Below are 21,802 nucleotides of genomic sequence, written 5' to 3' on the forward strand. Positions count from 1 at the left end.
GGTGATTATTAGGACCTAATGTGCTTTGTATTGAATCGACGAGACCCTCCGCCCAGGACGTCGTGAGGGTCCGGTGCGGAGGGTCTATTTTCGGTAGATCAGTAGAAGCTGACGTTCTGGAATGCGGTCGGATTGTGGGTCACCGGGCGACGCAGGCGCTCCTCCAGGTTGCCCCACATGTTCCGCGAGCGTTCGGTTTTCTCCGCCTCGGCCGCGGCCTGTGCCGCGAGACCGGCGAAGATCACCGTCAACGCGGCTGTTTCGGCGTCATCCGGGTTGCCGCTGATGATCTGCAGGGCCGGCTTCGCCGGAGCCGCGGAGTCGGCGGCGTCGGTCTCCGCCGGGGCGGTGGTGGTGTCGGACATGGAACCTCCGGTTGAGTTTTCGGTGACTGTGCCGTGGGAAGGGCGATGGCCCCTACAGCGGGATGTTGCCGTGTTTCTTGGCCGGGACGTTGACGACCTTGCGGTCGAGCAGACGCAGGCCCTCGATCAGTTGACCACGGGTCTCGGACGGCGGGATGACGGCGTCCACGTAGCCACGCTCGGCCGCCATGTACGGGGTGCACAGGGTCTCCTCGTACTCCTTCTCGTACTCCTTCATCACGGCGGCGACGTCCCTGCCTTCCGCCGCGGCGGCCTTCAGCTCCTTGCGGAAGATGAAGCCGACGGCGCCGGAGGCACCCATGACCGCGATCTGTGCGGTGGGCCATGCGAGGCAGATGTCCGCGCCCATGTCCTTGGACCCCATGACGCAGTACGCTCCGCCGTAGGCCTTCCGGGTGATGACGGTTATCTTGCCGACGGTCGCTTCGGCGTAGGCGAAGAGCAGCTTCGCGCCGCGACGGATGATGCCGTCGTACTCCTGGTTCGTGCCGGGCAGGAAGCCGGGGACGTCGACGAACTCGACGATGGGGACGTTGAAGGCGTCGCAGGTGCGGATGAACCGGGCGGCCTTCTCGCTGGCCTTGATGTCCAGGCAGCCGGCGAACTGCATCGGCTGATTCGCGACGAACCCGACGCTCCGGCCCTCGATGCGACCGAATCCGATGAGGATGTTCTCCGCGTAGCCCTCCTGGATCTCCAGGAACTCGCCGTCGTCGACGACACGGGTGATGACATCCTTCATGTCGTACGGCTGGTTCGGGGAATCCGGGATGATCGTGTCGAGTTCGCGGTCCGCGTCTGTGATGTTGTCCGCGATGGAGCCCTCCATGATCTCGGCTTCCTGGCGCGGCGTCTCCGCACGGTTGTTCTGCGGCAGGTAGGTGATGAGCTCGCGGACCCAGTCGAGGGCGTCGGCGTCGTCGGACCCGGTGTAGTGCGAGGTACCCGACATGGACATGTGGGTGTCGGCGCCGCCCAGTTCCTCCTGGGTGACCTCCTCGCCGGTGACGGTCTTGATGACGTCGGGGCCGGTGATGAACATCTTGGAGGTCTTGTCGACCATCACGATGAAGTCGGTCAGTGCGGGGGAGTAGACGTGCCCGCCGGCGCAGGCGCCCATGATCATGGAGATCTGCGGGATGACACCGGAGGCCATGGTGTTGCGATAGAAGATCTGGGAGTAGAGGCCGAGGGAGACCACGCCCTCCTGGATCCGGGCTCCGGCGCCTTCGTTGATGCCGATGAGCGGGACCCCGGTCTTGATGGCCAGGTCCATGATCTTGACGATCTTTTCGCCGTAGACCTCGCCGAGGGCACCGCCGAACACGGCGCCGTCCTGCGAGAACACGCAGACCTTCCGCCCGTCGATGGTGCCGTAGCCGGTCACGACACCGTCGGTGACGGGACGCTTCGCGTCGAGACCGAAGTTCTTCGACCGGTGGCGTGCGAGAGCGTCCACCTCAACGAAGGAGCCGTCGTCGAGAAGGTACTCGATGCGTTCGCGGGCGGTTTTCTTGCCCGCCTCGTGGACACGCTCGACGGAGGCTTCACCCATGGGGGCGACGGTCTCCGTGAGGCGCGCGCGGAGGTCGGCGAGTTTACCGGCCGTGGTGGTCAGGTCGGGTGTGGAGTTTTCGGTCGTCATGTTTTCCAAGTTTATAGGGGTGGGGCCGCCCGAAGGAGTGAAAACCGGACAGCATTCTCTTGTCGGGACGCCTTCCCGGTGGGAGAGCCCGGTGGACGGAGACACTCTAGCAGGGGACGCAGCCCCGGACGGAGGGCTGCGGGTACGAGTTGTACAGCACTTTTGGTCCCGGAACATCAGCTACGGAAGGCGCCTCCCCGGTTCCGCAACGGAGCCGGGGAGGCGCCAGGGGATTCTCATCCATTACCCCCGGTCAGGGGGCCATGGTGTGGCCTTCCGTCAGGTGGAGGAACCGGTTTTCCCGCCTACAGGGGGATGTTTCCGTGCTTCCGGGCGGGCCTCTGGACGTTCTTCCCCGCGAAGAGGCGCAGGTTGCGGGCGATCTGGCCGCGGGTTTCGCTGGGCAGGATGACCGCGTCGATCAGGCCGCGTTCGGCGGCGAGGTACGGAGTCAGCATGTAGTCCTCGTACTCGCGCTCGAACGAGGCGGCGAACTCGGCGACGTCGAGACCGCGTTCGGCGGCGTCCTTCAGCTGCTTGCGGTAGATGAAGCCGACGGCGCCCTTGGCTCCCATGACGGCAATCTGGGCCGTGGGCCACGCCAGGTTCAGGTCCGCACCGAGGCCCTTGGACCCCATCACGCAGTACGCCCCGCCGTAGGCCTTGCGCATGGTGACGGTGATCTTCGGGACGGTGGCCTCGCCGTAGGCGTAGAGCAGCTTCGCTCCCCGGCGGAGGATGCCCTCGTATTCCTGTCCGGCCCCGGGCAGGAAGCCGGGGACGTCGACGAGCATGACGATCGGGATGTTGAAGGCGTCGCAGGTGCGGATGAACCGGGCGGCCTTCTCGCTGGCGTCGATGTCCAGGCAGCCGGCGAACTGGGTCGGCTGGTTAGCCACGAATCCGACGGACTGTCCCTCGACGCGGCCGAACGCGATCACCACGTTCGCGGCGCGGTCCTCCTGGATCTCCAGGTAGTCGCCGTCGTCGGTCAGGCACTCGATGACCTCGCGGACGTCGTAGGGCGTGGTCGGTGAGTCGGGGATGATCCCGTCGAGCTTGAGGTCGTCCGCGGTGATGTTGTCGCTGATGGATCCCTCATCACGGTCGTGGTCCTCGAGCGGAGCGAAGCTCCGGTTGTTCGAGGGGAGGTATCCGACGAGCTCCTGCACCCATTCGAGGGCGTCCTCGTCGGAGGCGGCGGTGTAGTGGCTGTTGCCGGCGGTCTCCATGTGGGTGCTCGCGCCCCCCAGTTCCTCCTGGGTGATCTGTTCGCCGGTGACGGTCTTGATGACGTCGGGGCCGGTGACGAACATCTTCGAGGTCTGGTCGACCATGACGACGAAGTCGGTGAGTGCGGGGGAGTAGGCGTTGCCGCCGGCGCAGGCACCCATGATCACGGAGATCTGCGGGACGACACCGGAGGCGTTGATGTTCTGGTAGAAGGTCTGCGCGATGAGATCCAGGGATACGGCACCGTCCTGGATGCGTGCGCCCGCTCCCTCGTACAGGCCGATGAGGGGGCGGCCGGTGTCCACGGCCAGCTCCATGATCTTGATCATCTTCTCGCCGTACACCTCGCCGAGGGCACCGCCGAACACGGTGCCGTCCTGGGAGAAGATGCAGACCTCACGGCCGTCGATGGTGCCCCAGCCGGTGACGACCCCGTCGGTGGCCGGGCGTCGGCCGCCCATCCCGAAGGCGGTGGTGCGGTGCCGGGCCAGCTGGTCCGTCTCGATGAAGGAACCCTCGTCGAGGAGGAAATCCAGGCGTTCGCGGGCGGTGAGTCGGCCTGCGGAATGGATTTTCTCCACCGGTGTGAGACCCATGGGGAAGGTGGCCTCGGCGCGGCGTGCCTTGAGGTCCGCGATCTTGTCGGCTGTGGTCATCGGGCCGGACATCGAGGAAACGTCGATCAAAGGTGAGGAAATCGTCATGTTTGGGGAGTCTAGGGGAGCAGTTTTAGTTTTCAAAGCAAAAACGTGGTGATCTGCATCACAATTAGAGAACGTGCTGGTGAAAGGTTGTTTCCGGCGGTGACAGTGGATTCGGGCGTGTCGCCCGGCCGGCCGCGCACGCGCTATCGTGGCAGGCATGATTTCGCGGAGCCCACGTAACCCGGTCGACACCGACGCACTGCGCCGCCGTTGTGTGGACGGCGGGCCCTACAACCGCATCGACCACACCGCGCGGACCGGTTCCACGAACGCCGACCTGGTCGCTGCGGCGGGTAAGGGGGCGCCGGAGTGGACCGCCGCGATAACGGAGGACCAGTCCGCCGGTCGGGGACGGCACGGACGGGTCTGGACGGCCCCCGCGGGCAGTCAGGTCATCGTCAGTGTCCTGATCCGTCCACCACGGTCGAGCCTCGGTCGCCTCGGTACCCTGCCGTTGGCGGCCGGACTTGCGGTGATCGACGCCGTCACCGCCGCCGCAGGGAGGACCGCCGCGGACTCGGGCCATCCCGTTGCCCTGGACCCGGTACTGAAATGGCCGAACGATGTGCTGATCGGGGGGCGGAAACTCTGCGGAATCCTCGCCGAGGCCGCGAATCTCTCCGACGCCCCGGCGGTGGTGGTCGGTCTCGGCATCAACGTGTCCCTCACGGAGGAGGAACTGCCGGTCCCGCACGCGATCTCCCTCGATCTCGCTGATCCGGGGCACACCTTCGACCGCACCCTGCTGACCGGGGATGTGCTGCTCGCGCTCCATCACCGACTGACGCAGTGGGCGGCCGGAGAACCCGCGCTCCTCGCCGACTACCGCCGGGTCTGCTCCTCTATCGGGGCCCGCGCCAAGGTCGTCGTCCCTGCCGCGGAGGGGGAGCGGACCATCTACGGCACCGTCACCGGCGTCGCCGATGACGGGCGTCTGTTGTTCCGTGACGAAGATGGGACGGACCACGAATTGGCGGCCGGGGACGTCACGCACCTGAGGTCCGTATGAGTGGGCGGATGATCCCCGATCCCGATGAGCAGGTCCTCGTCGATGTGCGGGCGCCGCTGCGGGAGATGATCTTCCCGTTCCTGGAGACGATCGTGATCACCGGCGTGCTCTGGATCGTCATCGGCTGGTTCGATGCCGCGGACGCCGGGAGATACGGGGTGGGGCCGCTCCGTCTGCCGCCCGAGTGGCGCAACGGTTTCGTGTATCTGTGGGTGATGCTGGTCCTCTGGCGCTTCGTGCTCCCGCTCCTGAGGAAGCGTCGTCGCCGGATGGTCGTCACGGACCGCCGCATCATCTTCCGGGCGGACGGCTTCCGCGCACGCCCCCGCACCCTCGCCATGTCCGCGGTGACCTGGGCGGAGAAGGAACGCGGACTGCTCGCGGTCTACCTGCAGGACAGTGATCTACCCGTCTACTACAGCGGACTGCCGAAAATCCGGAAGATCGCCCGGATGATCAACGATCCCCTCATCTGAACCCGACGGCTGCGCGGCTATAGTTGTGCGGTGTGAGCAACCATCCCCGTGATCCCCTGCCCGCCGGTGGAAACAACCAGGCGCACGCCGCCGGAATGCCTGTCGTCACCGTCATCGGTGACGGTCAACTCGCCCGGATGATGCAGACCGCCGCGATCGAGATGGGACAGTCCGTGAGGCTTCTCGCCGGATCTCCCGCAGCTTCGGCCGCCCAGGTCGCCGCCGATGTCGTCATCGGCGACTACACCGACCTCGCGGCACTCGAGACGGCCGCCGAGGGCGCGGACGTCGTCACCTTCGACCATGAGCACGTACCCGCCCGTCACCTGCGTGCGCTGATCGACGCCGGGGTCAACGTCCAACCCGGTCCCGACGCACTGGTCCACGCGCAGGACAAGCTGGTCATGCGGGAACGGCTGCGCGATCTCGGAGCACCGGTACCCCCGTTCGCCGCGATCGGATCGGTCGATGACGCCACCGACTTCTTCGACGAGGTCGACGGCCGGGTCTGTCTGAAGGCGCGCCGCGGTGGATACGACGGCAAGGGGGTCTGGTTCCCCGGGACCCGGGAGGAACTGATCCGGCTGGTCACCGAGCTGCTCGGCCGCGGGATCCCGCTCATGGCGGAGAAGAAGGTCCGCCTCGACCGGGAACTGTCGGCGATGGTCGCCCGAACCCCCTCCGGGTGCTGCGCGACGTGGCCGGTCGTGGAATCGGTCCAGACCTCCGGCGTCTGCACCGAGGCGGTCGCGCCCGCGCCCGACCTTCCCCCGAGACTCGCGGAGCAGGCCGAGAAACTCGCGGTGGAGATCGCCGCAGAACTCGGTGTCACCGGTGTCTTCGCCGTCGAGATCTTCCTCACCCACGCGGACGGGGACGATGAGGCCCGGATACTGGTCAACGAACTGGCCATGCGGCCGCACAACACCGGACACTGGACCCAGGACGGGTCCCGCACCAGCCAGTTCGAGCAGCACATCCGTGCCGTCCTCGATCTCCCGCTCGGCTCCCCGGACCCCGTCGGTGGTACGACGGTGATGGCGAACGTCCTCGGTGCCGACGAGGACCCCGGGCAGAGCATGCACGCCCGCATGATCGAGGTGTGGAACCGGTTCCCCGACGCGAAGATCCACATGTACGGCAAGGACTGGCGCCCCGGACGTAAGATCGGACACGTCAACCTGGTCGCCGGACCCGGTCACGACGGTGACGTCCCCGAACTACGCCGGCGGGCGCGTCTCGCGGCCCACTACCTCGTCCACGCGACCTGGGCGGACGGCTGGATCTCCGACTGACCCACGCCCCACCTCCCGCACCCCATCAGCCCACCCGAAGGACGGTCATGGACACCACCGCTAGCAGCGCCTCCGAACGACCCACCGGCCCGCTCGTCGGCCTGATCATGGGATCCGACTCCGACTGGCCCACCGTGGAACCCGCCGCAGAGGTACTCGCGGAGTTCGGCATCCCCTTCGAGGTCGGTGTCGTGTCCGCGCACCGGACCCCCGAGCGCATGCTCGACTACGCCCGTTCCGCCCATACCCGCGGTCTGTCCTGCATCATCGCCTGCGCCGGCGGAGCGGCGCACCTTCCCGGTATGGTCGCCGCGGCGACCCCGCTGCCGGTCATCGGCATCCCCCGGGCCCTCGCCACCCTCGACGGGATGGACTCCCTGCTGTCGATCGTCCAGATGCCCGCCGGTGTCCCCGTCGCCACCGTGAGCATCGGCGGAGCGAAGAACGCCGGGCTCCTCGCCGCCCGCATCCTCGGTGCCGGCGATCCCTCACTCGTCGAGCGGATGGCCGCCTATCAGGACGAGATGCGTGACGCGGTGCTCGCCAAGGACGCGGCACTGCGTGAGCGGCTGCTGGGACAGTGACCCCGCCCGTCGGCGACGGCTCCCGGCTCCCGGTCGTCATCCTCGGCTGCAGGCTCCGCGACGGTCGCCCCGGACGCGCCCTCGAGCAGCGTCTCGTCGCGGCCCTTCCCGCCGTGCGTCGGCAACCGGACTCACCCGTCGTGGTGACCGGATCCGGGGAGGCCCCGGCGATGCGTGACTGGCTGGTCCGCAACGGGGTCGACGCGGCGCGCATCATCACCGAGGATCGCGCGACCTCCACCAACGAGAATCTCGAGAACACCCGTGAGCTGCTCGTCGACTGGCCCGAGTGGATCGTGGTCACCAACGAGTTCCACACCCCCAGGGTGAAGCTCTGGGCCTGGCACCACGGGTACCGCGTGCGGATGGTCGCCGCGAGGACCCCGCTCGTCAGGATTCCCCACCTGTGGACGCGTGAGGTATTCGCACTGCTCCACTCGGCGCTCCGCATCATCTGGCGGCGCATCCGCTCCTGAACGACCGTTCCCACGGGGCCCGGTCAGCGCCTCCTGCCGGAACGCCACAACCAGACGGCGGCGAGAACGAGGACGAGGGCGAGGACGGCGGGCCACACCTCCGGTTCGGGACGGGTCACGTTGATCACCGCCTGGAGCAGTGCGACGGCCGCGAAGAAGGACAGGAACCCGGTGAGGGTGTCGCGCTGCAGTTTCCGGCGGCGGGTCTCCGACGGGTCACGGTCGGGCGGGGTCGTGGCCAAGGCGGGTTCCTCCCGGGTGGTTGCGGTGTGGGGTGATCAGGCCTTCACGCCACCGGCGGTCAGACCGGCGACGATGCGGCGCTGGAACACGAGCACCATGATGACGAGGGGGACCGTCACCAACGCACCCGCGGCCATGATCGAGGTGTACGGGTACTCGAACGCGGAGGGACCGGAGAAGCGCGCGATCGCCACGGTCACGGGCTCCGTCGCTGTCGTGGAGAGCTGCTTGGCCAGCATGAACTCGTTCCACGCCGCGATGAACGCGAGGATCGCGGTCGTGAACAGCGCGGGTGCCGCCAGCGGGAGCAGAACCAGCCGGAACGCCTGCCCCCGGGATGCCCCATCCACGCGGGCGGCCTCCTCGAGCTCCCAGGGGAGCTGCTGGAAGAAGCTCACCAGCGTGTAGATGGTCAGGGGGAGTGCGAAGGAGATGTTGGGGATGATCAGCGCCCGGTAGGTGCCGATCCACCCCAGATCACCGAAGAGCTGGAACAGGGGGGTGACCAGCGCGATGCCCGGAAACATGCTTGCGGCCAGGACGATGCCGGTCACGATGCCCTTGCCCCGGAAGTCCAGTCGGGCAAGAGCGTAGGCGGCGAAGACACCGACGAGGACGCTGGCCGCGGTGGTGATCAGACCGATGATCAGGGAGTTCCCGATCGCCGCGAGGAAATTGTTGCCGGCATCCGTCGCCAGGGCATCGCGGAAGTTGTCCAGGGTTACGTGTGTGGGCCAGGGGGTCGTGTCGAAGGTCCAGTCCGAGTCACGGAGCGCGGTGACCAGCATCCAGTAGAAGGGCGCGAGGCCCCAGACGAGGATCGCCAGGACGCCGATGTAGTTGCGGATGCTCTTCATTACCCTTCCTCTCCTTCGGTGTGGGCCGGGCCGGGAGTCGAGGCGGTTCCGGGACGGACACCGGACGCGGCCAGGACGAGTGGATTGTGTGCCGGGGGAGCATCATCGGGCGGCGCCGCGGTCGTGCCCTTCGCGGTCCGGGAGGTACTGCGGATGTCCGCCCCGAGGAAGCGGATCATCACGAACGCCACCGCGAAGATGAGCAGGAAGATCAGGGTGGACAGCGCCGAGGCGGAGTTGAAGTGGTTCTGCCGCATGTCCTCGACGACGAGCTGTGAGATGGTGGCGGTCGGTGAACTGGACGCCCCGGAGATCATGATGACCGGGAGATCGTACATGCGCAGTGCGTCGAGGGTACGGAACAGGACCGCCACCATCAGCGCCGGACGCACCAGTGGGAGGGTGATCCGGGTGAAGATCTGCCACCGGGAGGCGCCGTCGACGCGCGCGGCCTCGTACACGTCCTTGGGGATCATCTGCAGACCGGCGAGGATGAGCAGCGCCATGAATGGTGTCGTCTTCCACACGTCGGCGAGGATGACCGCGGCTCGTGCGGCCCACGGGTCGGTCGTCCACCGGACATCCAGCCCCAGCACGGCGTTGACCACGCCCTGATCGGCGAAGATGAACTGCCACAGTTTCGCCGTGACCGCGGTCGGGATCGCCCAGGGGATCAGGACCGCGGCCCGGAGCAGACCACGGCCGAAGAACTCCCGGTTCATCACGGTCGCCATCCACATGCCGAGGACGGTCTCCAGGCTCACGGTGACGACCGCGAAGAAGATGGTGATGCGGAGCGCGGGCCAGAAGTCCGTGGACAACACACCGGGTGGGCAGGTGCTGTACTCACCGCCGCCCGCGGGACAGCTCTGGGTGAGCCAGTACAGGTAGTGCCGGAGCCCCGCGAAGCCCCCCTCCACGAAGAATCCGGTCGTCGGATCGAGGCCCTTGTCCGCCTGGAACGACAACCAGATGGCCCGGACGATGGGATACCCGATGACTATGGCCAGCACGATCATCGTCGGCGCGATGAGTGCGGCCGCGGAACGGGTCTGCTTCAACCTGGACATGGAACTCCTCGGTCCGGTGGTGATGGGTCCGGTGGAATACGGTGGACCCGGTGGGGCCATCCCTCTACTACATCTACCCGCCGGACACCGGGGGTGGACATCCTCCCCGGAGGTCGGGGGTGGTGTGGGGGCGGAGGGCGGCACAATTGGCTCGGTACACAGAGGCCCGCCCCGATGCTCGACGACATGTCGACCACCGGGGCGGGCCCGCAGGATGGTGAATCCGGGTGGGCGGTGTTCCGCCGCTCACCCGGGGCCGACTAGCGGCTGGCCTGCTCCATGGCCGCCTGCATGTCGGAAGCTGCGTCATCGACGCTCTTCTCGCCGGTCAGCGCGGCGTAGGAGTTGTCCTGGATTGCCTTGGAGATCGCCGGGTAGAAGGGGCTCACGGGACGCGGGACAGCGTTCTCGAGGGAGACCTTCAGCGCGGGCATGTAGGGGAACTCCTTGATGAGGTCCTCATCGTCGTAGATCGACGCGAGAACCGGCGGGAAGGAGGCCTCGGCGAAGCTCATCTGGTTGTCCTCGGAGATGATGAACTCGATGAAGTCACGCGCGGTTGCCTTGTGCTCGGAGTAGACCGAGATGGCGTTGTTGTATCCACCCAGGGTGGAGACACCGACGCCGTCCTTGGCCACCAGCGGCTGCACCTCGAACTCGCCCTTGACCGCCGAGTTGTCCTTCTCCGCGTTGCCGTACATGTAGGGCCAGTTGATGGCGAAGGCGGTACGCCCCTCGGTGAAGGCGAGGTTCGTCTCCTCCTCGGTCGCGGAGATCGAGTCTCCGGCGATGACGCCGTCATCGTAGGCGTCGACGAGTGCCTTCAGTCCCGCCTTGGAGTCGTCGGAGTCGACGACGGGCTTCTCATCGGAGTCGATGACGTGGCCGCCCCAGCCCTCAATGAAGCCGACCGTGTTCACGGTCAGGCCCTCATACTTCTTCAGCTGCAGGGTCAGGCAGTCCTTGTCCTGCTCCGAGACCTTCTTGCAGTCCTCGGCGAGTTCCCCGAAGTTCTCCGGGGCCTCGGGCACGAGGGCCGTGTTCCGGAAGAGGAGCTGACCGTTGGTGTTCTGCGGCACCGCGTACAGCTTGTTGACGTAGGTCGCGGAATCGACGGTGGACTGCAGGAGTCCGGAGGTGTCAACGGCCATGTCGCCCTCGAGGGGCTCCAGCCACTGGTTGGCCGCGAACTCCGCGGTCCAGATGACGTCGAGCGCCATGACGTCGTAGTCGGTGCTCTTGGCCTGCAGAGCCTGCTTGAGGGTGTCGGCCTGCTCGTCGGCCTCGCCGGCGAGTTCCTTGAGGGTGACCTCCTCGTCCGGGTGTTCGGTATTCCACTTCTCGATGACGGGCTTGAGTTTGTCGGTGTCGTTCTTGCCCATCGCGAAGGTGATGGGGCCGCGGGCCTCGTCGTCGGAGGAGGTGGCTTCCTTCGCCGCGGACGATGCCGCGGAGCTTCCGGAGGTGACCGCGTCGCCGGCGTCATCTGAGTCGGATGAGCAGGCGGTCAGCGCGCCGGTCGCGAGGAAAGCGGTGGCTGCGACGGCGGTGACGGCCCTGCGGTTGAATCTGATCGTCATAAGGTGACTACCTCTCGTTCGGTGTTCCCCGGTGTGTTCCCGCACGGCCCGGGAGACGGGCAATGAAGTGTGACACATGTCGGGGCGGTTGTGATCGACTATACCTTCGATACCGTTCAAAACGGACGGGACGGTACCTCCACATGTCGGATGTGGGGGGAGTCACGCTGTTCCGACGGGGGAGTGGTCATCCGGATTCCGCAGCTGACGTGCCTTGACCGGGGACCGGCCGCTGTACGTGGGAACGCCGTTCACCCGATGCTCCCGGGGGCACTCACCGCAGGCGGTCCCCGGTCTCCGCGTCGAACCAGTGTGCCCGGGACATGTCCGGAACCAACCGGACGCGGTCGCCGCGGGCCGGCGCCGGGATGTCATTGAGCCGGGCGACGACGGTCACGTCGGGTACGTCGACGCGGTGGGCGTAGAGATACGACTCCGACCCCAGCTCCTCCACGAGATCGACCTCGGCCTCGATGACCGGTCCCGTGGGGTGCGCCTCCCCATCCTGGAGCGGCCGGACGTGCTCGGGGCGGATACCCAGGGTCACCCGGCCGCGCTCGGGATCGTCCGCGGCGATCAGGTTCATCGAGGGCGATCCGATGAATCCGGCGACGAAGGCGTTGACCGGGCGCTCGTACAGTTCCCGCGGTGGTGCGACCTGCTGGAGGATGCCGTCCTTGAGTACCGCGACGCGGTCCCCCATGGTCATGGCCTCGACCTGGTCGTGGGTGACGTACACCGTCGTCGTGCCGAGTCGACGTTGCAGTGCAGCGAGTTCGGTGCGGGTCTGCACACGGAGTTTCGCATCGAGGTTCGACAGAGGCTCATCCATGAGGAACACCGCGGGGTTTCGGACGATTGCCCGCCCCATCGCTACGCGTTGCCGCTGGCCGCCCGAAAGATCCTTCGGCTTCCGGTCGAGGAACGGGGTGAGTCCGAGGAGCTCCGCGGCATCGCGGACCTTGGTCTCGATCTCGTTCTTCGGCAGCTTCGCCAGTTTGAGCGAGAAGCCCATGTTCTCCGCGACACTCATGTGGGGGTAGAGGGCGTAGTTCTGGAACACCATCGCGATGTCCCGGTCGGCGGGTTCGGACCGGGTCACATCATGGTCGTCGATCAGAATGCTCCCGCTCTCGACGTCCTCCAGTCCAGCGAGCGCCCGGAGCGTCGTGGACTTTCCGCAGCCCGACGGACCCACGAGTACAAGGAACTCGCCGTCCCCGATCTCCAGGTCGAAGGCGTCGACGGAAGGGCGCTCTGCGCCGGGATAGCGGACGGTGACGTTGTCGAAGCGAACGGTAGCCATGAGGAGAATCTAGCAGCGGTACCGGAGTCTCACCTGTGGTTCACCCGTTCGGTGGTGGCTATGGCCTCGAGCCTGTCCGCGTCCACGGGTCCGTTGACAACCACCACGGACCCCCCGACCGCCAGCGGCGCGAGCACCCCGGAGTTGAATCCGGCGTTGTCGCTCCAACCGGTGATCAGGATCCGGGCCCCCGTGGGGGGAAGGACCACCGAGTCGTCGATGAGCTCCCGGAGGGGCTTCGTCGGGTAGGGGAACTGATCGCCGTAGAACCGGACGACCGGACCGAAGTCGACGACCCCGTCCGGGACCGCGCCGCCGCACTCCTCGACTCCGCGGCCGAAGGGATCGTCGGTGACGACCGCGATGTCGCCGGCGAAGGCTGAGTCCGCCCGGTCCGGTGCCGTGAAGAGCACCTCCGCGGAGGGGTCGGCGCCGATCGTGTAGTCGATCCCCGCGGCCAGGGCACCGAGCACCACGGCAGCCGACTGCCAACCCGCGGGGAGGTCAACCGCGATCCGGGAACCGGACTGGAGGTCGAACTCCTCGTAGAGCATGTTCCCCACCTTCGACGCCCAGTTGTCGAGGGTCTGTGCGGAGAAATCGAGACGGGCACCAGTGGTCTCGCTGTAGACGGTCAAACGGGGCACACCGGGGTCGGCGGCCAACAGATCTCGGAGCAGGTCCATACCCCGAGGGTAGGTGAAACCCGCGGCGACGGTCCTAGTTGACGCACCTCGGCCCGTCGCCACCGGCATCGATGACCGGTGCCGCGGGGGCGGGGTCCGGCCCCGGTTGCCCGACGGTGTCGCCGTCGGTACCGGACGCCGGGCCGGAACCGTCGACAGGCTCGGCGCCCACCGGCCCCGACCAGTCCGCGGCGACCGCGACGACCGCCTCACCGTCGACCAGCGTCGGGGACTCGGTGATGGTGAGGCCGCCCAGCTGCTCGGAGAGGAGCCTGACCGCCGGATCCGTGGCATCCGCCGCGACGATGACACTCTCCGGATACAGCCCGTCCGGGGCGTTGCTGACCTCGCCGATCCGGTAACCGAGTTCCTTCACCGCACCGGCGACACGGCCCGCCTTACCGGAGACCGTGGTCGCATTCAGAACGTGGACGTCGAGCTCCGGTACCGGCTTCCTGTCGTCGGACGGGGTGGTGCTGGAACCGGAGGAACCCTCCTGTTCGCCGTCCTCATCGCCGAGGAGGGTGTCGAAGAAATCGTGGACGGAGTCGACGTCGACCGTCACCACCGACTCGCCGTAGTCGCCGACGCCGTCGATGGAGGTCACCGGGATCGTGGTGAACTGCACCCGCCCGCCGGCGAGATTCTGCAGCTGGTTCGCGAAACTCATCACGTCCCAGTCCTCGTCGATGATCACCGACCGGCTCACGGCTTCACCCAACTGGGTCAGCGTCTTCGGATTGGACAGTGTCCTGCTGCTCAGGACGTGGTTGACGAGTGAGGCCATGTAGGCCTGCTGACGGACGATCCGGTCCAGGTCGCCCCGGGGGAGACCGTGCCGCTGGCGGACGAATGAAAGCGCATCCGGTCCCGAGAGCTTCTGCCGCCCGGCGGGGAAGTCCGCGCCCGAGAACTCGTCGTAGACCGCGTCGTTGAGACAGACCTCGACGCCGCCGACCGCATCGGTGAGCAGCACGAAACCGAGGAGCCCCACTTCCGCGTAGTGGTCGACGGTGATACCGGTGAGGTTCGCCACCGAATTGATCAGCGCCTTGCGCCCCGCGTCCTTCGACTGCTCCTCGAGCCGGCTCTCGTCGCTGACTCCGTCCTCGACGAGTTCCTCCTTGCGCTGGGCCTTGTACGCACCGTAGACCCCGTTGATCTTGGTGTTGCCCAGCTCGTCATCGTGGATGTAGGTGTCCCGGGGAATGGAGATCGCCGTCGCCGACGAGCCGTCGTTGGGCACCCGGATCACCATGATGGTGTCGGTGTTGTCGTTCGCCTCGTCACCGGCCCGGAGCATGGCCACCTCGTCCGGGGTGAGGGGATTGCCCTGGGCGTCCGAGCGGGAATCCGAACCCACCAGGAGGATGTCGGTGGCACCGTCGAGCTGCTGTCCCTTCTTCACTTTGGTTCCGCCACCGAGGTTCAGGTTGCTCGCACCGGCGACGGTGTCTCCGAGGCGGCCGACGGTGAAATAGCCCATTCCGGACACGACGAGCACGGCGACCGACATCAGCGAGAGAAGTATCCGCAGGGACCTGGGGCCGGTCTGCCTGAGCTCCGGGACCGGTGACGGCGGTGGCTGGATGTCGCGTACCGGGCGGTGGTGATCGGTCACGGGCAAGCTCCAACTGCGTTGACGGAAAGGGCCTTAAGGTGGCGGTGGGACAATCCCGGAGAAAGGGGTGTCACCGCACGGGCGTGGGGTGCACGCCGCTGTCAGAGAAGGAGTCTATGTCATGGACGTCGCAGTGACCGGAAGCAACGGACAGGTCGCCTCGGCCCTGAGACTCACCGCTCCCGAGGGGATCCGGGTGCGTTGGCTGGATCACCGGGCCCTGGACGTAACGTCGCTGGAGGCGGTCACCACGTCCGCAGCACTCTCCGGTGCCGACGTCGTGATCAACACTGCCGCGTTCACGGACGTAGACGGGGCGGAGGATCCTGCGCGCCGCACTGAGGTTGACGCGTTGAACGTCCGGGCCCCGGAACTGTTGGCCGGACGGTGTGCGGAGACCGGTGCCCGGTTCATGCACCTCAGTACCGATTACGTGTTCGGTTCCACCGCGAGCGCGGAGCTCGGACCGCTGACCGTCGACGCACCGACCGACCCCGACAGTGTCTACGGGATCACCAAACTCGCCGGGGAACGTGCTGTCGGTGAGGTCGCGGAGCGGCGGGGCGTCCGGGCGACGGTGGTGCGGACCGCCTGGGTCTACTCGGGTGCCCTGCTGCCGGGGCACCGTGATTTCGTCGGCACGATGCTGCGGCTCGCCGCGGGGGATGGTCCGGTCCGGGTGGTCGACGACCAGATCGGGAATCCCACGTACGCCGTGGATCTCGCCCGTGGACTCTGGCGGCTCGTCGCCGACGAATCCGCGCCCACGGGAATCCTGCACGCCGTCGGTACGGGGTGCACGAGTTGGTTCGGTCTCGCCAGACACGTGTTCGCTGAGGCCGGTGCGGATCCTGGACGGGTCGAGCCCTGCGGGAGCCGGGAATATCCACGGCCCGCACCCAGGCCGGCGTGGTCGGTTCTCGACACGGGGGACTGGTGTGCACTCGGATACGGTCAACTGCCGGAGTGGCGCTCCGGTGTCGCCCGCGCCGTTGGCGCTAGACTCTGACCCCGTGAACCTCCCTCTACCCGTTGTGACCGTGACCTATTCGCCTGGGCGACACCTCGGTGAATTCCTCCGCTCTCTGCCCGACGCCAGTGAGCGGGAACTCCACGTCATCCTTGCGGACAACGGATCGACCGACGGTGTCCCGGAGCGGGCCGCCGACGAGCGGGGGAACGTCGAACTGCTGCGTACCGGGGGCAATCTCGGGTACGGGAGCGCCATCAATGTCGCCGCCCGGATGCTGCGGGTCCGGCGGGACCGGGGTGAGCTGGACCCCGACTTCTTCATGGTCGTCAATCCGGATGTCACCTTCGATCCGGGCAGCATCGACGAGTTGCTCGACTGCGCCCGTAGGCATCCGCGCGCGGGCGCGGTCGGGCCCCGGATACGCCAGGCGGACGGCGGCACCTACCCCTCGGCACGTGCGGTTCCCACGCTAAGGAACGGTGTCGGCCATGCGTTGTTCTCGGGGATCTGGCCATCCAACCCCTGGACCGCGTCTTACCGCGCGGACACGGACATGGACACCGAGCGGGCCGCGGGATGGTTGTCCGGGTCCTGTCTGCTGCTCCGGTGGTCGGCATTCGACGCCATCGGGGGATTCGACGAGCGCTACTTCATGTATCTCGAGGACGTCGACCTCGGCGACCGGCTGGGACGCGCGGGGTGGGAGAACATCTACTGCCCCGGGGCCCTGATCGAGCATGACCAGGGGCATTCGGCGTCCGCCCATCTCGATCTCATGCTCCCGGCGCACCACGACAGCGCCTACCGGTTTCAGGCCGACCGGCACGCGGCACCGTGGATGGCACCCCTCCGGGGCCTCCTCTGGGCGGGCCTGAAGATCCGTGCCGCGGTGGCGCTCGCGGTATCCCGACTGCTTCCCCGTCGCCGGTGACCGCCCCCTCGGGCAGGCCGGATGTGCGGTACCCTCACCCGAAGAATCGATTGGAAGAAAGAGACCAGATGACTGACCACCACGAGCTAGCCAAGGACACCGACGCCGTCATTCTCGTCGGCGGCAAGGGGACCCGGCTGCGGCCGCTCACCGTTTCGACCCCGAAACCCATGCTGCCCACCGCCAACGTTCCCTTCCTCACCCATCTGCTCGGTCGGATCCGCGCTGCGGGGATAACCCATGTGGTCATGGGGACCTCTTTCCGGGCAGAGGTTTTCGAGGAGTACTTCGGTGACGGTTCCGACATGGGACTGGAGATCGAGTACGTCGTCGAGGAGACGGCCCGGGGTACCGGTGGTGCGATCCGGAACGTCTACGATCATCTCCGCAATGACACGGTGATGGTGTTCAACGGTGACGTGCTCGGCGGAGCCGATCTCGGGGGCATACTGCGTACGCACGCCGAGAAGGATGCCGATCTGACCATGCACCTCGTCCGCGTGGCGGACCCGCGGGCATACGGATGCGTGACCACCGACGCCGAGGGGCGGGTGCAGGACTTTCTGGAGAAGACCGAGGATCCGCCGACCGACCAGATCAACGCGGGCTGCTACGTCTTCCGCCGCGAACTCATCGAGGGGATCCCGGAGGGGCGGAACATCTCGGTCGAACGGGAGACCTTCCCGCGCCTTCTCGAGGAAGGCTGCCGGGTGTACGGGCACGTGGACAACGCCTACTGGCGGGACATGGGGACCCCCCACGACTTCGTCCGCGGCTCCAGCGACCTGGTGCGCGGAATCGCCCCATCCCCCCTGCTCGACGGGAGAACCGGGGAATCGCTCGTCCACGAATCGGCAGGCGTCAAAGACGGGGTTCTGCTGCTGGGCGGCACATCCGTCGGGCGCGGGACCGAGATCGGGGCGGGGTGTCGGCTGGATGACACGGTGGTGTTCGACGGTGTCACGATCGAGCCGGGGGCGATCATCCAGAACTCCATCATCGCCTCGGGCGTGCACATCGGGCCCAACGCCCGGATCTTCGACGCCGTGATCGGTGAGGGGGCGCAGATCGGCGCCCGGTGTGAACTGCGGAACGGGATGCGCGTCTGGCCCGGGGTCGTCTTGCCCGACGGTGGTGTGCGGTTCTCCTCGGACGCCTGAGTTCCGGAATGCCGCACCGGGACGAGATCTGGCCCTAACATCCCTGTGCTCCGGATTGCTGTTGCGACACGCCGCAGCCTCCGGCCCTTGCGATGCGACAGAGTTCATGCCACTACATGTGGGACACCCTGGGTTTACCCCCGCTGTCCCGACTGTGGGGCTGCTGTGGCTAATGTGATTTGCTTCCTGCGGAAATGTGCCCGGGGTGAAAAATAGGGCCTCCGCGGGTTGACGATATCTAGGGGCGCGTGTGTAATCACACTTGTGTAACTGGCTGTCGGAGTGATCTCCGGGGTGATCCCGGTATCGGCCTCCGTGTCAGCGCCTCGGCCGGCCGGTCGGGATCCGCTATCCGGCACCTGTCAACCGTCACGAGTCTTTGTTCAGCGCCAATCAGGGAAAGGGGGCGTCCATGGAGGATTACGCGTCCGGCGCGCCGCTCCGTAGCGTGCGCGTGGATGGCCGCGACGAAGGGGCGTCGAACGACGGCCCCGTCCTCCGTGGAGTGAATATGCCCCTGGATGCGCTGTTCGGTGCCGTCGAGCAGGAATGGCAGGAACAGGCGCTCTGCGCCGAGACCGACCCCGAGGCATTCTTCCCGGACAAGGGTGGATCCACGCGTGAGGCGAAACGCATCTGTCAGGCGTGCGGCGTCCGCGATGAGTGCCTTGAGTACGCGCTCGAACATGATGAACGCTTCGGCATCTGGGGCGGGCTCTCGGAGCGGGAGCGCCGGAGACTGAAAAAGCAGCTCGGATAGCTCCGTCCCGTTCGTTGACCCGGCCTGTCGCCTGATCCACCGGTTTCGGCGGTGCCGTCCGCGTTGATCCTCCCGTCAGTCGTGGAACCGCGGGTCGATGTCCGCCGGATCCATGTTGAGGTGCGCGGCGACGAGACGGGTGAGAATTCGGTGCAGCAGTTCCGTGCGCTCGTCGATCCCGGTGCAGCGCTGCTCCACAGGCTTCCGGAATACGACGATTCGCGCGCGTGTCGGGCGGCCCAGGGTGTCCACGCCGGCCGGAATGACCCGTCCCAGCGGGACCGGACCGTCGGCGACGATCTCCTCGGGGAATACGGTCATGTCCGGGCGCAGCCGCATGCGCGGGACGGTGTCGACCGCTATATCCAGATTCCGGAGCTGCTCGGGGTAGGCGTCCAGCAGGGGGGTGTAGGCGTCGACTACGGCGGCGTCGAAACGCTGGCTCGCGGTCCGGTGTCGGGGCGTCCCGGGAGGGAGGAGCGGACCGCGCGGTCCTCTGTTCCGGCGGTTCCGGGGTGACTGGACGGGCATGTGCTCATCGTAGAGGCGTCGAGCGTCGCCGGTGAGGGGACGCGCCGGGGGAGGGTGCTACCTAAACCTCAACCAAGGGTCTAGACTTTGACCCCGTGAGCCAATTCCGACGCTGTTCCCGCCCGGGCTGCGGCAAACCCGCCGTGGCCACACTGACGTACGCCTACGCCGAGTCGACGGCGGTGATCGGTCCACTCGCCCCGAACAGCGAGCCCCACAGCTGGGACCTGTGCGACCATCACGCCGGTTCCATCACCGCACCCCTCGGGTGGGAACTGCTGCGGTTCAACCACATACATCCGGAATTCGGCGAGGACGATGACCTCACCGCCCTGGCTGAGGCCGTCCGCGAAGCAGGCCGGTCCACCTCGGGGCTCGTTCCGGAAGGCACCGACTCCACTCCGCCACCCGACGACTCCAGGCATCCCGCCCGCCGCATGCCGCGCATCCAGGCGGCCCGGCAGCGTCGTCGTTCACATCTGCACGTCGTGCCCGATCCCGATGAGACCAGCCCCGATTCATCCGGCGAACGGGATGAATGACCTAGTGTGTCCCGGAGTGTGAGAGCGCCGCGACCCGGGTGCGGTCGACGGTGGTCGACCTCTGGATCACGCACCCCGGTCCGGGCGTGAAACCGCATCCCGGGGACTTCTCCGGGATGGCGTTCCGGAAGCCTCCGGGTATGATCGGGCGGAAACAGAAACGGCGCTGAGTGAATGACGCGTGAACGCCGGACCTGCGCCGGTGTTCTGCAGCTTCTGCGCCCATCCCGAAGGAGAACCAGCACATGCGTACCCGCGCTTCCGTTGACGCCGTCATCAAGGCCTACGACATCCGGGGAGTGGTCGGGGACGGCATCGACGCCGACTTCGTCCGCGACACCGGCGCCGCCTTCGCCCGGCTCATGCGTGCGGAAGGGGCCACACTCGTCGCGGTCGGGCACGACATGCGTGACTCCTCGCCCGAACTCGCCACCGCATTCGCCGGGGGAGTCGCGGAACAGGGCCTCGATGTCGAGATGCTCGGTTTGACCTCCACCGACGAGCTCTACTACGTGTCTGGGGCGAAAGACTGTCCCGGTGCGATGTTCACCGCGAGCCACAACCCCGCGAAATACAACGGAATCAAACTCTGCCGCGCGGGGGCGCGCCCGGTCGGTCAGTCCTCGGGCCTGGCCACCATCGCGGACGACCTCGTCGCCGGTGTGCCCGGGTTCGACGGGCCCGCGGGGACGGTGACGGAGAGCGACGTCCTCGCCGACTACGGGGCATTCCTCCGTTCACTGGTCGATCTCTCCGGGATCCGCCCGCTCACGGTCGCGGTCGATGCGGGCAACGGCATGGGTGGACTGACCGTACCGGCTGTGTTCGAGGGGCTGCCCGTGGACATCCGCCCGCTCTACTTCGAGCTCGACGGAACCTTCCCCAACCACGAGGCGAACCCCCTGGAGCCGGCCAACCTCCGGGATCTCCAGCAGTTCGTCCTCGACACGGGGGCGGACATCGGACTCGCGCTCGACGGCGATGCGGACCGGTGTTTCGTCATCGACGAGAAGGGCCGGCCCGTCAGTCCCTCCGCGGTGTGCGCGATCGTCGCGGAACGCTATCTGGCGGACCGTCCCGGTGCTGCGATCATCCACAACCTGATCACCTCCCGGGCGGTACCGGAGATCATCGCGGAGAACGGCGGCCGCGCGGTCCGTACCCGCGTCGGACACTCGTTCATCAAGGCGACCATGGCGGAGGAGAACGCCGTTTTCGGCGGTGAGCACTCCGCCCACTACTACTTCACGGAGTTCTTCAACGCGGACTCCGGTCTGCTGGCGGCCATGCACGTTCTCGCGGCCCTGGGGCACCAGGACTCCCCGATGAGCGAGATGATGGCACGGTACGACCGATACGCGGCCTCCGGGGAGATCAACTCACGTCTCGAGAACTCGACCGCGCAGGCCGAGCGGACCGAGGCCGTCCTTGAGGCGTTCGCCGACCGCACCGAATCCGTCGACCGTCTCGACGGGGTCACGGTGAGCCTCGCGGACACTCCCGCATGGTTCAACCTGCGGGCCTCGAACACCGAGCCGCTGCTGCGTCTGAATGTCGAGGCACCCAGTGCCGGGGAGGTCGACGCGCTCGTTTCCGAGATACTGGCGATCATTCGGGCCTAGCCGGCCACCGCCGGCCGGGCGCCATCCTTCGGGGGCCGTTCCGCGCTACCCTGGGGGATCACACAACACCACACCGGTGGTGCAATGATGCACGGAACGGATGGTCGGGAAG

Annotated in this window: 22 protein-coding genes; 11 read left to right on the plus strand and 11 right to left on the minus strand. The window is 67.1% G+C overall.

Annotated elements, in window-relative coordinates:
- Positions 1-98 precede the first annotated feature (98 nt).
- The 3 genes from JDV75_RS07270 to JDV75_RS07280 all read right to left on the minus strand — a co-directional run bounded on the left by JDV75_RS07270 (position 99) and on the right by JDV75_RS07280 (position 3,968).
- Positions 99-365, minus strand: coding sequence for an acyl-CoA carboxylase subunit epsilon (locus tag JDV75_RS07270; protein WP_198738596.1), 267 nt, complete (start codon positions 363-365; stop codon positions 99-101).
- 52 nt (positions 366-417) lie between these two features.
- A complete protein-coding gene (locus JDV75_RS07275; RefSeq protein WP_198738597.1) occupies positions 418-2,031 on the minus strand; it encodes an acyl-CoA carboxylase subunit beta in 1,614 nt (537 codons plus the stop codon).
- Positions 2,032-2,336: 305 nt separating this feature from the next.
- Positions 2,337-3,968, minus strand: coding sequence for an acyl-CoA carboxylase subunit beta (locus tag JDV75_RS07280; RefSeq protein WP_198738598.1), 1,632 nt, complete (start codon positions 3,966-3,968; stop codon positions 2,337-2,339).
- Between the two features lie 160 nt (positions 3,969-4,128).
- Between JDV75_RS07280 and JDV75_RS07285 the strand changes: the two genes are divergently transcribed.
- The 5 genes from JDV75_RS07285 to JDV75_RS07305 are packed head-to-tail and all read left to right on the plus strand — an operon-like array spanning position 4,129 to position 7,808.
- Positions 4,129-4,977, plus strand: a complete 849-nt coding sequence (locus tag JDV75_RS07285) for a biotin--[acetyl-CoA-carboxylase] ligase (protein ID WP_418884388.1) — start codon at positions 4,129-4,131, stop codon at positions 4,975-4,977.
- 8 nt (positions 4,978-4,985) lie between these two features.
- Positions 4,986-5,453, plus strand: a complete 468-nt coding sequence (locus JDV75_RS07290) for a hypothetical protein (RefSeq protein ID WP_198738600.1) — start codon at positions 4,986-4,988, stop codon at positions 5,451-5,453.
- Positions 5,454-5,509: 56 nt separating this feature from the next.
- The gene (locus tag JDV75_RS07295) at positions 5,510-6,748 is read left to right on the plus strand and encodes a 5-(carboxyamino)imidazole ribonucleotide synthase (protein WP_255520521.1); all 1,239 of its coding nucleotides are present in this window, start codon (positions 5,510-5,512) and stop codon (positions 6,746-6,748) included.
- Between the two features lie 47 nt (positions 6,749-6,795).
- Positions 6,796-7,332, plus strand: a complete 537-nt coding sequence (gene purE / locus JDV75_RS07300; RefSeq protein ID WP_198738601.1) for a 5-(carboxyamino)imidazole ribonucleotide mutase — start codon at positions 6,796-6,798, stop codon at positions 7,330-7,332.
- Positions 7,329-7,808, plus strand: coding sequence for an ElyC/SanA/YdcF family protein (locus JDV75_RS07305; RefSeq protein WP_198738602.1), 480 nt, complete (start codon positions 7,329-7,331; stop codon positions 7,806-7,808). The genes purE and JDV75_RS07305 overlap by 4 nt, the downstream gene beginning before the upstream one ends.
- A 23-nt stretch (positions 7,809-7,831) precedes the next feature.
- Here the strand turns inward: JDV75_RS07305 and JDV75_RS07310 are convergent, their stop codons facing one another.
- From JDV75_RS07310 to JDV75_RS07340, 7 genes are all read right to left on the minus strand, one after another.
- Positions 7,832-8,050: a hypothetical protein gene (locus JDV75_RS07310; RefSeq protein ID WP_198738603.1), complete on the minus strand. Its 219-nt coding sequence runs from the start codon at positions 8,048-8,050 to the stop codon at positions 7,832-7,834.
- A gap of 36 nt (positions 8,051-8,086) precedes the next feature.
- The gene (locus JDV75_RS07315; protein ID WP_198738604.1) at positions 8,087-8,908 is read right to left on the minus strand and encodes a carbohydrate ABC transporter permease; all 822 of its coding nucleotides are present in this window, start codon (positions 8,906-8,908) and stop codon (positions 8,087-8,089) included.
- Positions 8,908-9,978: a carbohydrate ABC transporter permease gene (locus JDV75_RS07320; RefSeq protein ID WP_198738605.1), complete on the minus strand. Its 1,071-nt coding sequence runs from the start codon at positions 9,976-9,978 to the stop codon at positions 8,908-8,910. Before JDV75_RS07320 ends, JDV75_RS07315 begins: the two co-directional genes overlap by 1 nt.
- 260 nt (positions 9,979-10,238) lie before the next feature.
- The gene (locus JDV75_RS07325; protein ID WP_198738606.1) at positions 10,239-11,558 is read right to left on the minus strand and encodes an ABC transporter substrate-binding protein; all 1,320 of its coding nucleotides are present in this window, start codon (positions 11,556-11,558) and stop codon (positions 10,239-10,241) included.
- A gap of 274 nt (positions 11,559-11,832) precedes the next feature.
- Complete coding sequence (locus tag JDV75_RS07330) at positions 11,833-12,864, minus strand: ABC transporter ATP-binding protein (protein WP_198738607.1); 1,032 nt, start codon at positions 12,862-12,864, stop codon at positions 11,833-11,835.
- A 29-nt stretch (positions 12,865-12,893) separates the two neighbouring features.
- Positions 12,894-13,550, minus strand: coding sequence for a TIGR03089 family protein (locus JDV75_RS07335; protein ID WP_198738608.1), 657 nt, complete (start codon positions 13,548-13,550; stop codon positions 12,894-12,896).
- A 34-nt stretch (positions 13,551-13,584) separates the two neighbouring features.
- Positions 13,585-15,171 carry an LCP family glycopolymer transferase gene (locus tag JDV75_RS07340; RefSeq protein WP_198738609.1) on the minus strand — a complete coding sequence of 529 codons (1,587 nt, stop codon included), beginning with the start codon at positions 15,169-15,171 and terminating at the stop codon, positions 13,585-13,587.
- 121 nt (positions 15,172-15,292) lie between these two features.
- On the opposite strand from JDV75_RS07340, the gene rfbD reads away from it, so the two are divergent.
- From rfbD to JDV75_RS07360, 4 genes are all read left to right on the plus strand, one after another.
- Entirely contained in the window at positions 15,293-16,180 is an 888-nt protein-coding gene (gene rfbD, locus JDV75_RS07345) for a dTDP-4-dehydrorhamnose reductase (RefSeq protein WP_198738610.1), read from the plus strand.
- A gap of 4 nt (positions 16,181-16,184) precedes the next feature.
- Positions 16,185-17,075: a glycosyltransferase gene (locus JDV75_RS07350; protein WP_198738611.1), complete on the plus strand. Its 891-nt coding sequence runs from the start codon at positions 16,185-16,187 to the stop codon at positions 17,073-17,075.
- A 68-nt stretch (positions 17,076-17,143) separates the two neighbouring features.
- Entirely contained in the window at positions 17,144-18,235 is a 1,092-nt protein-coding gene (gene manB, locus JDV75_RS07355; protein WP_198738612.1) for a mannose-1-phosphate guanylyltransferase, read from the plus strand.
- Positions 18,236-18,746: 511 nt separating this feature from the next.
- Positions 18,747-18,995, plus strand: coding sequence for a WhiB family transcriptional regulator (locus tag JDV75_RS07360; RefSeq protein WP_198738707.1), 249 nt, complete (start codon positions 18,747-18,749; stop codon positions 18,993-18,995).
- A gap of 75 nt (positions 18,996-19,070) precedes the next feature.
- On the opposite strand, the gene JDV75_RS07365 is transcribed toward JDV75_RS07360, so the two are convergent.
- Positions 19,071-19,526 (minus strand): metallopeptidase family protein, encoded by a 456-nt coding sequence (locus JDV75_RS07365; protein ID WP_198738613.1) that lies wholly within the window; start codon positions 19,524-19,526, stop codon positions 19,071-19,073.
- A 95-nt stretch (positions 19,527-19,621) separates the two neighbouring features.
- Here JDV75_RS07365 and JDV75_RS07370 point away from each other — a divergent pair, with 95 nt between their 5' ends.
- On the plus strand, positions 19,622-20,068 hold the full coding sequence (locus JDV75_RS07370; RefSeq protein ID WP_198738614.1) for a DUF3499 family protein: 447 nt from the start codon (positions 19,622-19,624) through the stop codon (positions 20,066-20,068).
- Between the two features lie 245 nt (positions 20,069-20,313).
- The gene (locus JDV75_RS07375; RefSeq protein WP_198738615.1) at positions 20,314-21,690 is read left to right on the plus strand and encodes a phosphomannomutase/phosphoglucomutase; all 1,377 of its coding nucleotides are present in this window, start codon (positions 20,314-20,316) and stop codon (positions 21,688-21,690) included.
- Positions 21,691-21,802: the final 112 nt, after the last annotated feature.

It is taken from the genome of Corynebacterium meridianum (assembly GCF_016342265.1).
Lineage (GTDB): Bacteria > Actinomycetota > Actinomycetes > Mycobacteriales > Mycobacteriaceae > Corynebacterium > Corynebacterium meridianum.

Excerpts from the sequence above, each read along its gene's own strand:
- purE (WP_198738601.1), top strand. The coding sequence starts at position 6,796 with ATGGACACCACCGCTAGCAGCGCCTCCGAACGACCCACCGGCCCGCTC.
- JDV75_RS07325 (WP_198738606.1), bottom strand. The coding sequence starts at position 11,558 with ATGACGATCAGATTCAACCGCAGGGCCGTCACCGCCGTCGCAGCCACC.
- JDV75_RS07365 (WP_198738613.1), bottom strand. The coding sequence starts at position 19,526 with ATGCCCGTCCAGTCACCCCGGAACCGCCGGAACAGAGGACCGCGCGGT.
- JDV75_RS07290 (WP_198738600.1), top strand. The coding sequence starts at position 4,986 with ATGATCCCCGATCCCGATGAGCAGGTCCTCGTCGATGTGCGGGCGCCG.
- JDV75_RS07275 (WP_198738597.1), bottom strand. The coding sequence starts at position 2,031 with ATGACGACCGAAAACTCCACACCCGACCTGACCACCACGGCCGGTAAA.
- JDV75_RS07330 (WP_198738607.1), bottom strand. The coding sequence starts at position 12,864 with ATGGCTACCGTTCGCTTCGACAACGTCACCGTCCGCTATCCCGGCGCA.
- JDV75_RS07270 (WP_198738596.1), bottom strand. The coding sequence starts at position 365 with ATGTCCGACACCACCACCGCCCCGGCGGAGACCGACGCCGCCGACTCC.
- manB (WP_198738612.1), top strand. The coding sequence starts at position 17,144 with ATGACTGACCACCACGAGCTAGCCAAGGACACCGACGCCGTCATTCTC.
- JDV75_RS07375 (WP_198738615.1), top strand. The coding sequence starts at position 20,314 with ATGCGTACCCGCGCTTCCGTTGACGCCGTCATCAAGGCCTACGACATC.
- JDV75_RS07320 (WP_198738605.1), bottom strand. The coding sequence starts at position 9,978 with ATGTCCAGGTTGAAGCAGACCCGTTCCGCGGCCGCACTCATCGCGCCG.
- JDV75_RS07335 (WP_198738608.1), bottom strand. The coding sequence starts at position 13,550 with ATGGACCTGCTCCGAGATCTGTTGGCCGCCGACCCCGGTGTGCCCCGT.
- JDV75_RS07360 (WP_198738707.1), top strand. The coding sequence starts at position 18,747 with ATGCCCCTGGATGCGCTGTTCGGTGCCGTCGAGCAGGAATGGCAGGAA.
- rfbD (WP_198738610.1), top strand. The coding sequence starts at position 15,293 with ATGGACGTCGCAGTGACCGGAAGCAACGGACAGGTCGCCTCGGCCCTG.
- JDV75_RS07280 (WP_198738598.1), bottom strand. The coding sequence starts at position 3,968 with ATGACGATTTCCTCACCTTTGATCGACGTTTCCTCGATGTCCGGCCCG.
- JDV75_RS07315 (WP_198738604.1), bottom strand. The coding sequence starts at position 8,908 with ATGAAGAGCATCCGCAACTACATCGGCGTCCTGGCGATCCTCGTCTGG.